This is a genomic window from Bradyrhizobium sp. AUGA SZCCT0222 (assembly GCF_018130205.1).
Lineage (GTDB): Bacteria > Pseudomonadota > Alphaproteobacteria > Rhizobiales > Xanthobacteraceae > Bradyrhizobium.
In genome coordinates this window covers 271,427-285,194 of record NZ_JAFCLX010000003.1, presented here as the reverse complement: position 1 = coordinate 285,194, position 13,768 = coordinate 271,427, and the positions used below count along the sequence as shown (strand labels likewise).

At 62.2% G+C, this 13,768-nt stretch carries 10 protein-coding genes; 2 read left to right on the top strand and 8 right to left on the bottom strand.

From position 1 onward, the window contains the following. Positions 1-19 precede the first annotated feature (19 nt). On the top strand, positions 20-1,819 hold the full coding sequence (locus JQ629_RS04190) for a glycoside hydrolase family 15 protein (protein ID WP_212411381.1): 1,800 nt from the start codon (positions 20-22) through the stop codon (positions 1,817-1,819). A 272-nt stretch (positions 1,820-2,091) separates the two neighbouring features. Here the strand turns inward: JQ629_RS04190 and JQ629_RS04185 are convergent, their stop codons facing one another. The 8 genes from JQ629_RS04185 to JQ629_RS04150 form a co-directional block, all read right to left on the bottom strand. After that, positions 2,092-2,895: a Cof-type HAD-IIB family hydrolase gene (locus JQ629_RS04185; RefSeq protein ID WP_212411379.1), complete on the bottom strand. Its 804-nt coding sequence runs from the start codon at positions 2,893-2,895 to the stop codon at positions 2,092-2,094. Next, positions 2,892-3,377 carry a gluconokinase gene (locus tag JQ629_RS04180; protein WP_212411429.1) on the bottom strand — a complete coding sequence of 162 codons (486 nt, stop codon included), beginning with the start codon at positions 3,375-3,377 and terminating at the stop codon, positions 2,892-2,894. The genes JQ629_RS04185 and JQ629_RS04180 overlap by 4 nt, the downstream gene beginning before the upstream one ends. Before the next feature lie 28 nt (positions 3,378-3,405). Beyond that, positions 3,406-4,158 (bottom strand): 6-phosphogluconolactonase, encoded by a 753-nt coding sequence (gene pgl, locus JQ629_RS04175; protein ID WP_212411377.1) that lies wholly within the window; start codon positions 4,156-4,158, stop codon positions 3,406-3,408. A 2-nt stretch (positions 4,159-4,160) separates the two neighbouring features. Then, positions 4,161-5,672, bottom strand: a complete 1,512-nt coding sequence (zwf, locus tag JQ629_RS04170) for a glucose-6-phosphate dehydrogenase (protein WP_212411375.1) — start codon at positions 5,670-5,672, stop codon at positions 4,161-4,163. A 5-nt stretch (positions 5,673-5,677) separates the two neighbouring features. Then, positions 5,678-6,673: a phosphogluconate dehydrogenase (NAD(+)-dependent, decarboxylating) gene (gnd, locus tag JQ629_RS04165; RefSeq protein WP_212411373.1), complete on the bottom strand. Its 996-nt coding sequence runs from the start codon at positions 6,671-6,673 to the stop codon at positions 5,678-5,680. 12 nt (positions 6,674-6,685) lie between these two features. Then, the gene (locus tag JQ629_RS04160) at positions 6,686-9,532 is read right to left on the bottom strand and encodes a bifunctional transaldolase/phosoglucose isomerase (RefSeq protein ID WP_212411371.1); all 2,847 of its coding nucleotides are present in this window, start codon (positions 9,530-9,532) and stop codon (positions 6,686-6,688) included. A gap of 231 nt (positions 9,533-9,763) precedes the next feature. Next, positions 9,764-10,213 (bottom strand): DsrE family protein, encoded by a 450-nt coding sequence (locus JQ629_RS04155; protein WP_212411369.1) that lies wholly within the window; start codon positions 10,211-10,213, stop codon positions 9,764-9,766. A 31-nt stretch (positions 10,214-10,244) separates the two neighbouring features. Further along, the gene (locus JQ629_RS04150) at positions 10,245-10,856 is read right to left on the bottom strand and encodes a hypothetical protein (RefSeq protein WP_212411368.1); all 612 of its coding nucleotides are present in this window, start codon (positions 10,854-10,856) and stop codon (positions 10,245-10,247) included. A gap of 950 nt (positions 10,857-11,806) precedes the next feature. Between JQ629_RS04150 and JQ629_RS04145 the strand changes: the two genes are divergently transcribed. Beyond that, positions 11,807-13,750 (top strand): PrkA family serine protein kinase, encoded by a 1,944-nt coding sequence (locus JQ629_RS04145; protein ID WP_212266931.1) that lies wholly within the window; start codon positions 11,807-11,809, stop codon positions 13,748-13,750. Positions 13,751-13,768 lie beyond the last annotated feature (18 nt).

Below are 13,768 nucleotides of genomic sequence, written 5' to 3'. Positions count from 1 at the left end.
ATCCAGGTGGTAGCAAGCCTTGTCGTGCAGGATAGAAGACTACGGATTGATCGGCGATTGCGAGACCGCGGCGCTGGTCGGTCGTGACGGCTCGATCGACTGGCTGTGCTGGCCGGCGTTCGATTCCGACGCCTGCTTTGCCGCGCTGCTCGGCACCCACAAGCATGGCCGCTGGCTGATCGCGCCTGCAGAAGAGATTACCAACACCTCACGCCGCTACCGGGGCAACACGCTGATCCTGGAAACGCGGTTTGAGACCGCCAATGGCGTGATCGACCTGATCGATTTCATGCCGCCGCGGGGCAATGCGTCCGACGTGGTGCGGCTGGTGCGCGGGGTCAGCGGCCGGGTCAAATTGCGGATGCAATTGGTGATCCGCTTTGGCTTTGGCATCGATATTCCCTGGGTCAGGAAAACCGAAGACGGCTCGGGTCTGCTCGCGATTTGCGGGCCTGACATGACCGTGCTGCGAACGCCGGTCGAGACCCGGGGCGAGGACCTGACCACGGTGGCGGAGTTTGAGCTAGGCGAGGGCGATACCGTGCCCTTCGTCCTCACCTACGGGCCCTCGCACCTGGCGGTACCCGCGCCGATCGATCCCGCGGTCGCTTTGCAGGAAACGGAGGCATTCTGGAGCGACTGGAGCGCGCGCTGCAGCTACGAAGGTGAACATCGCGACCTCGTGATGCGCTCGCTGATCACGCTCAAGGCGCTGACCTATGCGCCGACCGGCGGCATTGTCGCGGCGCCCACCACCTCGCTGCCGGAAAAGCTCGGGGGGCTGCGCAACTGGGACTATCGCTTCTGCTGGCTGCGCGATGCCACCTTTACGCTGCTGGCGCTGATGAACTCGGGCTATACCGAGGAAGCCCTCGCCTGGCACAATTGGCTGTTGCGCGCGGTGGCGGGATCGCCGGCCAACATGCAGATCATGTACGGCATCATGGGGGAGCGGCGGCTCCTGGAATGGGAAGCCGGCTGGCTCCCGGGCTATGAGGGCGCGCAGCCGGTCCGGGTTGGCAACGCCGCGCATGCGCAGCTGCAACTCGACGTCTATGGTGAGCTGATCGACGCCTTCCATCAGTGGCGAATAGCCAAGCTCGAACTCTATGAAGGAAGTTGGGCGCTGGAATGCACGGTGCTGGAGCATCTCGCCGAACAATGGGATCAGCCCGATCACGGCATCTGGGAGCGCCGCGGCGACGGCAAGCACTATGTCTCGTCCAAGGTGATGTGCTGGGTTGCCTTCGACCGTGGCATCAAGAGCGTCGAAAAATTCGGCTTCAAGGCGCCACTGGAAAAGTGGCGGACGCTGCGCGACACCATTCATCGCGACGTCTGCGAAAAGGGTTTTGATCGCGAGCTGAACGCGTTCGTCGAATCCTACGGTTCGAAAATGCTGGATGCCAGCATCCTGTTGCTGCCCTCGGTCGGATTCCTGGAACCAACGGATCCCCGCGTGCGGGGCACGCTGGTCGCAATCGAGAAACACCTGATGCGGGACGGCTTCGTGTTGCGGCATGACCCCCGTGAAGTCGAGCAGCAGCCGGCGGAAGGCGCATTCCTGGCCTGCAGCCTCTGGCTCGCCGATGCCTATGTGCTGACGGGAGAACTCGACAAGGCGCTCGCGTTGTTCGAGCGCGTGGTCGCGATTGCCAATGATGTCGGCCTGTTGGCCGAGGAGTTCGACACCGGCGCTGGCCGCCAGACCGGTAATTTCCCGCAGGCGTTGACGCATATCGCGCTGATCAATACCGCCCATAACCTCAGCGCGGCGAAGCAGACCACCGAGAAGCCGGCGATGCAGCGGTCGAAGTAGGCTTTCTCGTCGGATTGACGTCGCGCGAGCCGGCACCCAGTCGCAAGGCTGCAGGCGGGGCTGGGTGCCTGCGTACCTCTGGATGAATACCGGCTCGCGCCTGCCGATTCACACCCGTTGGCGGAAATGGTGTGGGATACCGGCAACCCCGAAAACCGGGGCGACAAATGCAATAAAGCGGATTTGCCGAGCGAAAGCTTGGACGACTTATGGATTTATTCTTGAGACGTGCTTGATTTCGCACTCTCACAGCGTCGAGACGAAACGGTCGGCTAGCCGACCTTTAGAATCGTCTCCATCGCGCGCGCAAAGCCGTCACGTTCGTTCGTATCGGTCACATGCGTCGCACGCTGCTTGATGTCATCGGCCGCGTTGCCCATCGCGAACGACATGCCGCTTCGGGCAAACATCGGCAGGTCGTTCTGCATGTCGCCGATGGTGGCGACGGCGTCGGTGGAGATGCCGAGCCGCTTGGCGATGTTCTCGACAAACGTGCCCTTGTCGTGGCCCGCGGGGGTGACGTCGAGGTAATAGGTCTGCGAGCGAACCGCGGTGGCCTCTGTGCCCACCGCCTGCTGCATTGCCGCTTCGCAGCGCGCGAGCAGCGCCGCGTCGGAACTGGCGCCGACGATCTTGCAGGCCTCCAGCAGATGCGGCGTGAAATCCGCGATGATGGTCGGATCGGCCTTGATCGCCCGCTTCTCGTGCGAAACGTATTCGCCGTTGGGATTGCGCGTGTACCAGCGCTCGTTGCTGAACAGCCAGATATCGACGCCGAATTCATTGAGCACATCGAGGCTGCGTTGCGCCACCGCTGGCGCGATCAGATGCTGTTCAATCGGCTGCAACTTCGCATTGACGATCGAGCTGCCGTTGAAGGCGCCGACCGGCAGCGTGATCGCAAGTGGTTCGATCAGAAAGCCCATGCCGATCGTCGGGCGGCTGGAAACGATGGTGAAGCCGATGCCGGCGGCGTGCAGCGCCCGCACGGCGTTCTTTGCGTCGTCGGTGAGGATCTTGTCCTTGGTCAACAGCGTGCCATCGACATCGGAAACGACAAGCGCAATGCGGCTCATGAGGGCACTTTCAATTGACGGACAATGTCGTCGACGATGGTCTCAATCGGCGCGGCGATCGACACCGTAATGGGCCGTTCGTCTGGCTTCGGCGGCTCCAGCGTCCTGAACTGGCTGGCGAGCAGTCCCGGCGGCATGAAATGCCCCTTGCGGGCAGCTAACCGGTCCGCGATCAGGTCCTGCGTCCCGTTCAGGAAGACGACGCGGATATCATCGCGTCCATGCACGAGAATGTCGCGATAGCTGCGCTTGAGCGCCGAACAGGCGACAACAGCGCGTTGTCCGGCCGCCGAGAGGCGGTCGATCTCGTCGGCAATCGCCTGCAGCCAGGGCCAGCGGTCGTCATCCGTCAGCGGCTGGCCCGCGCTCATCTTCGCGACATTGGCGGGCGGGTGAAATTTGTCCGCATCCTCGTAGCGCCAGCCCAGCCGCGCGGCCAGGCGGTCCGCGATGGTGCTCTTGCCCGAGCCGGAGACGCCCATCACTACCAGCGCGCAGGGGCTTGTCGCATCACGCACGAAAATTCTCCGGCAATGCCGCCTGATCCACCAGCCAGATCGTCTCGCCGCTGGATCGCGCGCGGCTCGCCGGCAGGTTCTCGCCTGCGAACACCCGCGTCAAGATCGCGCGTTTGTCTGATCCTGCGACCTCGAACAGCATTTCGCGGCAGCAAGCGAGTGTCGGCAGCGTGAGCGTGATGCGCGGGACGAACGGTTCGACATTGGCTTTGTGTACGCCGACCACCCAACGCCTGATCTCGTCGAGCAAGAGATCGCCGGGAAACAGCGACGCGGTATGGCCGTCGGGCCCGACGCCCATCAGCACGAGATCGAACAGCGGCCGGTCAGGGTCGAGGTCATCTGCGCCATAGAACGCTTTCAGTTCGCCCTCGTAAAGCGCCGCGCCGCGATCGGGATCGGTGGGGTCGGCTGTACTCGTCGGGATTGGATGGATGTTGGATGCCGGCGCGCACCGGTCCAGAAAGGTTTTCCGTGCCACGCGCATGTTGTTGAGAGGATCATCCGCGGGCACGAAACGTTCGTCGCCGATGAACCAGTGCACGCGCTGCCACGGAATCCGGCTTCGCCAGGGGTCAGTGCCGAGCAATTGATAGAGCTGTTTCGGGCTTGACCCGCCGGTCAGGCAGATCGCGACGCGGCCGGGGTTTTCCGATATCCGCGCGATGACGCGCTCGGCGGCGGCCTCGGCCATCGCGGCTGGATCGGCAACTGACGTCACATGGCGATTGTCGTTCGACATCATCTCTAACTGAGCTTGCGCCAGCTGCGGCCGTCTCGCTCCAGCAAATCGTTGGCTTCCTCCGGGCCCTCGCTGCCGGGCTCATAGACCTTGAGCCCCTTGCCGCCGGCGTTCTTCCAGGCGTCGAGAAAAGGCTGCACCGCGCGCCAGCCGGCCTCGACGCTGTCGGCGCGCTGAAACAGGATGTTGTCGCCGATCATACAGTCGTAGATCAGGGTCTCATAGCCGGTCGATGGCTCGGCCTTGAAGTAATCCTTGTAGCGAAACTTCATCTCGACGCCGTCGATATTGATGGTCGGGCCCGGCACCTTGGTGTTGAACTGCAGCGCGATGCCTTCGGTCGGTTCGGTCGAGATGATCAGGTAATTCTGCGAGAGCCGGTCCACCGGCGTGTCGCGGAACATCGCGAACGGCGCCTGCTTGAACTTGATGGCGATCTCGGTGCGCTTGATGCCGAGCGCCTTGCCGGTGCGCAGATAAAAGGGAACGCCGGCCCAGCGCCAATTGTCGATGGTCAGCTTCAGCGCGGCATAGGTTTCCGTGGTGCTGGCGGGCTTGACGTCTTTCGTCCTGCGATAGTCCTCGATCTCGGTGTCGCCGACCATGCCGGCGCGATATTGCCCGCGAACCGAATTTTGCAGCGCCTCCTGCTCGCTCTGGGTCTGGATCGCGGCCAGCACGTCGGCCTTCTCCGAACGCACCGAATGGGCGTCGAATTTCGATGGCGGCTCCATCGCGACCAGCGACAGCAGTTGAAACAGATGGTTCGGCACCATGTCGCGCAACGCGCCGGTGGCGTCATAGAAGCTGCCACGATGACCGACGCCGAGCCTTTCATCGACCGTGATCTGGATGTGGTCGATGTGATTGCGGTTCCAGATCGGCTCGAACATGCCGTTGGCGAAGCGCAGCACCAGGATGTTCTGGACGGTTTCCTTGCCGAGATAATGATCGATCCGGTAGATCTGATGCTCTTCGACCAGCTTCAGGAGTTCGCTGTTGAGCTCTCTTGCCGATGCCAGATCGGTCCCGAACGGCTTTTCGACCACCAGCCGCCGCCATGTGCCGTTCTCGACCAGCATGCCGGTGCGGCCGAGTTCGCGGCTGATCGGCAGGAAGGCGCTCGGCGGCGTTGCGAGATAGAACAGGCGATTGCCTTGGGTGTTTCGCGCGGCTTCCAATTTGTCGAGCTGCTCGCTCATGGCGTCGAACGAGGCGGGATCCTTCGGGTCAGCCTCGATGCAGGTGACGCATGCGAGTAGGCGCATCGCGATCGCCTCGTCCACCTGGCGCGTGGCGTATTGATGCAGCCCTTTCATCAGGCTGTCGCGCAAGCCGTCGCTCGTCATGCCCTTGCGGGCAATGCCGACGACGCAGAATTTTTCCGGCAGCAGATCGGCTGCCGCCAGATTGTAGAGGGCGGGGATCACCAGCCGATGCGCGAGATCGCCGGTGACGCCAAAGATGACGAAGGAGCAGGGATCGGGTTTCGTCTGTGCCAGTTTGCCGACCGCCATGGGCGTTAAGCCTTCGAGCCCGGCTTCTTCGGCGGCTCCTTGTGGCCGCCGAAGCCTGCACGCATCGCGGAAAGAATCTTCTCCGCGAATGTGTGATCCTTGCGCGAACGAAAACGTGCATAGAGCGCTGCCGTCAGCACCTCGGCCGGCACGGCCTCGTCGATCGCGGCATTGACGGTCCAGCGGCCTTCGCCGGAATCTTCGACATGGCCGGAATAATTATCCAGCGTCTGGTTCTCGGCGAGCGCTGACGAGGTGAGATCGAGCAGCCAGGAGGGGATCACGCTGCCGCGCCGCCACACCTCGGCGATATCGGCGATGTCGAGATCAAACCGATGCTCCGCCGGCAGCGCCTCGATATTGGCGTTCTTCAGGATATCAAAACCCTCGGCATAGGCCTGCATCAGCCCATATTCGATGCCGTTATGGATCATCTTGACGAAATGCCCGGCGCCGCTGGGGCCGGCATGGATATAGCCCTGCTCGATGCGGGGGTCGCGGCCGTCGCGGCCGCCGGTGCGCGGAATGTCGCCGATCCCCGGCGCCAGCGTCGCGAAAATCGGATCGAGCCGCTCGACCACGGCCTTGTCGCCGCCGATCATCATGCAATAGCCGCGCTCGATGCCCCAGACGCCGCCGCTGGTGCCGACGTCGACATAATGCAGCCCGCGCTCCCTGAGCGCCTTGCCGCGGCGGACGTCGTCCTGCCAGAACGTGTTGCCGCCGTCGATGATGACGTCACCGGGCTCCATCAGTTTGGCGAGTGCTTCGATGGTGGCCTCGGTGATCTTGCCGGCCGGCAGCATCACCCAGGCAGTGCGCGGCTTCTCCAGTTTCGCCACGAAAGCTTCGAGCGTGTCGGCGCCGGCAGCGCCTTCGGCCGCCAGCGCGGCAACGGCCTTGGCGTCCTTGTCGTAGACCACCGACGTGTGGCCGTTCCTCATCAGCCGCCGCACGATGTTGCCGCCCATCCGGCCGAGGCCGATCATGCCAAGCTGCATGCCAATACTTCCCTAATTGAGCGCTTCGGATATCGCGGCGTCCAGCGCGGCGAGCGCCGGCTTGAGGTCGCCTTTGAGATGAACCCGCAATGCGCGCCGGCCGCGTTCGGTCAGCACGTCGAAATCGCCGCGCGCCTGGGCTGCCTTGACGACTCCAAAACTCGCCTTCTGGCCGGGCACGGCCAGGTCCTTGGCGTCGTCGGCGGTGATCTGCAGGAATACGCCGCTGTCGGGCCCGCCCTTGTAGGCCTGGCCGGTCGAATGCAGGAAGCGCGGTCCGAATTCGGCGCAGGTCGCCACATGCCTGACGTCGCGCACCGCCAGCCGCATCTTCTGCAGCGTGTCGATCGAGCCGGCGTCGCGCGCGATATAGGCCAGCAGCGCAAAATAGTCGCCGCTGCCCGGACGCGTCAGATGTGCCTTGATCCAGGATTCCAAAGTGCCATTGGCGCCGGCCTTGCGCAGCGCGGCGGCATTGGCTTCGTCGGTGTAGATGTCGGCTTCGGCGGTGGCGACCACCGGCTGTTCCGCCGGCAGTGCGCCGGTCTTCTCGAACGCCGCCGTCAGTTCGCGCGTCTTGATCTTGGCCGCCTCGACGTCAGGCTGGTTGAACGGATTGATGCCGAGGATGGCGCCGGCGACGGCCGTGGCCATCTCGAAGCGGAAGAATTCCTGGCCGATATGGTCGATCGATTTCAGCACGATGCGGACCACCGGATGCCCGGCGGCCTCGAGGGCGGCAAGTTTGTCGTCGTGCGCCGGATCGGCTTCGCCCTCGGTCCGGATATCGATGAAGAAGCGGTCGTCGCCGTAGACGGCGGGATCGGCGAGCGGTTCGCCGTCGATCGGGATCAGCCCCTTGCCGTCCTTGCCGGTGGACTCTGCGATCAATTGCTCGGCCCAGGCGCCGAAATCGGCGATCTTCTTCGACGAGGATATCGTCACCTTGTCGCGGCCTTCGAGCCCGGCGAGCCCGAGCGCAAGCCCAAGCTGCACGCCGGGGTTTTCGTGCGGCGGCACGTCGGCGCCGCAGGAGCGCACCATCGCCAGCGTGTGCTTGATCAGGCTTTTGACATCGATGCCGGCGGCAGCCGCCGGCACCAGCCCGAACGGCGACAGCACCGAGTAACGTCCGCCGATCGATGGATCGCCGTAGAAAATGCGCGCGAAACCCTGCTTGGTCGCGACCTTCTCCAGCGACGAGCCGGGATCGGTCACCGCGATGAAGCGATGGCCCGCCTTGTCAGCGCCGATGGTCTTGGCGACGCGATCGAAGAAATAATCCTTCATCGCATTCGGCTCGGTGGTGCCGCCGGATTTGCTGGAGACGATGAACAGGGTTTTTGCCAGGTCGACCTTCTTCTCCATCGCGCGCACCTGCGCGGGGTCGGTGGAGTCGAGTACGTGCAGTTTCGGGAAGCCGGATTTCTTCGGGAAGGTTTCCGCCAGCACTTCCGGACCGAGGCTCGATCCGCCCATGCCGAGCACGACGGCGTCCGAAAAGTTCTGTCCCTTCACGCGCCGGGCAAAATCCTCGTAATCGGCGACATCTGCGGCAGCCGGGCTGTTCAGCCAGCCCAGCCACTTATTCTCGTCGTCATTGCTCCAGACCGATTTGTCCTTGTGCCAGAGCCGGCGGATTTTGGCTGACGCCCGCCAGTCCTCGGTGCCCTTCTCCACGGCTTTCTTGATGCCGTCGCCGAGCACGAGGTGCTGCTTGTCGATCCCGCCGCCAAGCGAAGCCGCGCGCTTGTGCGCGACGGCGCCGTAGAGCTTGTCGGCGGCGTCGGCGAATTGCTTGACGCCGTCCTTGACCAGCTCGGTGGTGATCGCATCGAGCGAGATGCCGGATTTTTCCAGCTCTTCCAGCACGCGGCGCGCGTCCTCGATATTTTCCTCGAGGCTGTCGCGCGGCGTGCCGTGATCGCGGAACGCGTCGAGCGTCGCCGGCGGCACCGTGTTGATGGTGTTGGGGCCGATCAGTTCCTCGACATAGAGCACGTCGCTATAGTCTTTGTTCTTGGTACCGGTCGAAGCCCACAACAGCCGCTGCGGCTTTGCGCCCTTGGCCTTGAGCTTGTCCCAGCGTGCGCCCGAAAACAGCCCCTTGTAGTCCTGATAGGCCATCTTGGCGTTCGCGATCGCGACCTTGCCCTTGAGCGCGCTCAGGCGCTCCTTTTCGCTGGGATCGTTGGCCTTTGCGATCTTGTCGTCGAGCTGCTTGTCGACGGCGCTGTCGATCCGGCTGACGAAGAAGCTGGCGACACTGGCCACACGCGAGGGATCGCCACCGCCGGCGACGAGTTTCTCCAGCCCATCGAGATAGGCTTCCGCCACCTGGCGATAGACCTTTTGCGAGAACAACAGCGTGATGTTGATGCTGATGCCTTCGCCGATCAGATGTTCGATCGCAGGCAGGCCTTCCGGCGTCGCCGGGACCTTCACCATCAAATTCTTGCGCTTGACGTCCTTCCACAGCCGCTCGGCCTCGGCGATGGTGCCTTTGGTGTCCATCGCCAGATAGGGCGAGACCTCGAGGCTGACGAAACCGTCCTCACCCTTCAACTGGTCGTAGACCGGCCGCAACACGTCAGCGGCGTTCTGGATGTCCTCAATGGCGACATGTTCGAACAGGTCGGCGACCGGGCGGTCGCCCTTTTTCAGCGCCTGGCCGATCGCGCCGTCATATTCGTCCGAACTGCCGATGGCTTTCTCGAAGATCGCGGGGTTCGATGTCACGCCTTTGACGCCGTCGGTGTCGATCAAATTCTTCAGATCGCCCTTGGCAACGAAGCCGCGGGCGAGGAAATCCAGCCAGACGGCCTGACCGTGGTTTTCGAGTGCTTTGACGGGATTCATGATGCCTGTTCTGTCCGGTCGTCGGTTTTCGGGTTCCCCGGCAGCTTTCGGGTGCGAGGCGGGAATGTCAACACGTGGATGGAATGGCTGCCGGTCGGAATGGGTGTATCCGGTGGGATAACGCCGCCTGCATCCGTTCGATCCCCGGGATGAGCGCCCGGGGAGTTGGCGAAATCCAGCACAATTTTGTGACGGGAAAGCGGACGCCGCGATCACGATCGCAGATTGCGATCAGGGTCGCAAATAGAGATAGCCCTGCGATTGCAACTCGGCGATGCGCACCACGCCGCCCTGGTCGGCGGAAATGAAGCCCGGCAAGAGATCGGCGAAGCCGACCTTCTGGGATTTCATGGTGTTGCCGCAGACGGAGAGTTCAATTCCGGCCTTGGCGAACTGGCCGATATGCCGTGTCAGATCGGGATTGGCCGCGGACGCGTGGAACGCGCGCAGCGCCTGGCCGTGAACGACCAGAGCGATGGTGACGTTGTCAGGCCCGCCGACGCCGTCGAGGTGGTTCTGGATGTTGCCGACGACAGAGCTGACCTTGTCGAGGTCGTTGAGGTGATAGACCACTTTCAGTTTTTTCGTCGGCGGCGCCTCGGTGGCCGCGCCGGCGCGCGAGGCGGCAAAGGCGGCGCCGAAAGCGGACGCCGCGGCCCACAAGATGCTGCGTCGATGCATGGCGTCCTCCAACTCGATTGCCTCTGAGCTGTCACTTATGCCTGAGCGCCGCGAGTTCCTTGCGGTCGGTCACCAGCTCGGCACATTCATGCAGATCGGCGCGATCGACCCGGAAAACCTTGTCGTCTGCGCCGGCTACCAGATCATTGCTGGCATCGTCGTCGGGCTTGCTGCGCTCCCAGATCCTGATCCGCTCCAGCCGGATGATGGCGGATTTGTCGTCCTTCATCGCGACATCGATGCCGCCGCCGTCGCAATCGATGCCGCACCCGAAGCGGATCTCGTTGCCTTTGTCCTCGGCGACGACATGGTTGCAATAGCCGCTGGAGTCGAAATTGCCCGGCCGATGCCGATATTTGACGCCGATGCGGAAGGAGTAATTGGTGATCTTCTCTTCCGGCGGATTTTCGGCGGTGACCAGCAGCTTCATCGCGCTGACTTTTTGCTTGGGATGCTGCGCCAGGTGGTTGGCGTCATAGCGGCGGACGAAGCAGGCATAGGTCTTTTGACCGAGGGGGCCGGCGAACATCCTGTTGTCGAAGGCGGCAGCTCTTGCCTTGTCGACGCCGTCCTGGGCATGGCCGGGGCCGGCAAGCGAGGCCATCGCGGCCAGCGTGAGGGTACACAGGAAGATGCGCTTCATGATCGTCCCTAAATGCGTGACACACCGACCGTCCGCGCGAAGCGGTGCGGCGCCAGGCGCCGCCAAGGATCGGCTTCGATCTGGTGATTGGTCGCAGGCGGCCGTGGCTGCGTTCAATTTCAGGCAGTTGGCGGGAAAACCTTGCTGGTGGCAGTCGATTGCCTAAATATTGGGCGACGCGCCCATTCGCGCCCCATGATTTGCTCGCATTGTGCCTTGCACAATAAATCCCGACCGGTGTCCAATTCGGACCATGGCCTGGAGCACACCTGTGCCGATTGGCGGCAGCGCGGGTTTCGTTTTTGCGCCGCACTCAGGAGGATCCGCGAATTGGTTGCGCCGGACTAATCCAAAAGTACTAGCGCGCGAGCCTCTTGTATCGGTTCGCCATGCTCGGGACTTGATTACAGTCGCAACGAGCGCCGCGTTGACGGCGTTCATGCCGACGAGAACGCGAGCGTCACCCGTCGTGGTGAGTGGCATAAGCCCGAGAAGCTGAATTCGCGCGTTTGAATTCGTCGAACGACACCGAACAGAGAGATGATCTGCCGAGGATGACGCAGCCTGGAGTGATCTGGATCTCAGATCGTCCGTTATGGTCCAACGCGCTGAACGGACGCCGCGCGCGGCGTGCATTAATGAATCGACAAGCATTGCTGCGGCGCGCCTTCAACCGCGCGAATTCTGCAGGTTCGTTCATCTACCTGAAAAACCAGTACTTCTCCGGATGCCGCATGTTGCACTCCGGTTACAGATTCAGTGGATTCCAGAACATTCTGGAGCTGCCGAGTCGTTTAGCACGACTATTGCATTGCGTGATCGAGTCACTCGCGTGTCAGATATCACATCTGCTGTTGGTGATTCGCGATTGGATACGCAGGAGGCTTGCCGGGGCTTGGAACTTGGCCAGCGCATCCTACGTTATAGCTGAACCATGAGGAGATGAATCTATGTACAACGATTCTCTGTTCAACGCGTTTGCTCGCTCCTTCGAAGCCAGAAGTCAGAGCGACATGTCGATGGCGGACTATCTGGAATCGTGTCGAAGCGATCCGCTTAAATATGCGAATGCGGCCGAACGGTTGCTAGCTGCAATTGGCGAACCTCAGATGATCGACACGGCCAGGGACCAACGCCTTGGCCGTATTTTTTTGAACCGCACCATGCGCACCTATCCGGCATTTGCCGGCTTCTATGGCATGGAGGAAACGATTGAGCGCATCGTCGGGTTCTTCCGGCACGCCGCTCAAGGCCTCGAAGAGCGCAAGCAGATCCTCTATTTGCTCGGGCCCGTCGGCGGCGGCAAGTCATCGCTCGCCGAACGCCTGAAGGCGTTGATGGAAGTTCACCCCATTTATGTCTTGAAGGCCGGCGACGAACTCAGTCCCGTCTTTGAAAGCCCGCTCAGCCTGTTTGACCCGGAAACACTCGGGCCGATGCTCGAGGAAAAATACGGCATTCCGCGCCGCCGCCTCAACGGCTTGATGAGCCCGTGGTGCTACAAGCGGCTCGAATCGTTCGGCGGCGACATCTCGCAATTCCGTGTCGCCAAGATCCAGCCGTCGCGGCTGCGGCAGATCGCGGTCGCCAAGACCGAGCCGGGTGATGAAAACAACCAGGACATCTCCTCGCTGGTCGGCAAGGTCGACATCCGCAAGCTGGAAACCTTTGCCCAGAACGACCCCGACGCCTACAGCTATTCCGGCGGCTTGAACCGCGCCAACCAGGGCATCCTCGAATTCGTCGAGATGTTCAAGGCGCCGATCAAGATGCTGCATCCGCTGCTGACGGCGACGCAGGAAGGCAACTATATCGGAACCGAGAATATCGGTGCGATCCCCTTTACCGGCGTCATTCTTGCGCACTCCAACGAATCCGAATGGCAGAGCTTCAAGACCAACAAGAACAACGAAGCCTTCATCGACCGCATCTGCGTCATCAAGGTGCCGTATTGCCTGCGCGTCACCGAAGAACAGAAGATCTACGAGAAGCTGATCCAGGGCTCTGAACTCGCCGCCGCGCCCTGCGCGCCGTCGACGCTGGAGACGCTGGCGCGCTTCTCGGTGATGTCGCGGCTGCGCCGTCACGAAAACTCCACCGTGTTTGCAAAGATGCGGGTCTATGACGGCGAAAGCCTGAAAGAGTCCGATCCCAAGGCCCGCAGCGTCCAGGAATACAAGGATGCCGCCGGCGTCGACGAAGGCATGGACGGCGTCTCGACCCGCTTCGCCTTCAAGGTGCTCGCGGCAACCTACAATCACGATACGTCGGAGGTCGGCGCGGATGCCGTTCACCTGATGTATGCGCTGGAACAGTCGATCCGTCGCGAGCAGCTCCCTGATGAGACCGAAAAGCGTTACCTCGAATTCATCAAGGCCGAACTGGTGCCGCGATATGCCGAGTTCATCGGAAACGAGATTCAGAAAGCCTATCTCGAATCCTATTCGGATTATGGCCAGAACCTGTTCGACCGTTACGTGGATTACGCCGACGCCTGGATCGAAGATCAGGACTTCAAGGATCCCGACACCGGACAATTGCTCGATCGTGAATTGCTCAATCAGGAGCTGACCAAGATCGAGAAACCTGCGGGCATCGCCAACCCGAAGGACTTCCGTAACGAGGTCGTGAAGTTCTCGCTGCGGTCGCGGGCCCAGAACGGCGGCAAGAATCCGGGCTGGACCAGCTATGAAAAGGTTCGCGAGGTGATCGAAAAGCGGATATTCTCGCAAGTGGAAGATCTGCTGCCCGTCATTTCGTTCGGCTCGAAAAAGGACGGCGAAACCGAGAAGAAGCACGACGATTTCGTCGCGCGGATGGTGGACCGCGGTTACACCGAACGGCAGGTCCGCCGGCTCGTCGAATGGTACATGCGCGTGAAGCAAGCCGGCTGAGGCGGATGCGAAGTGGTT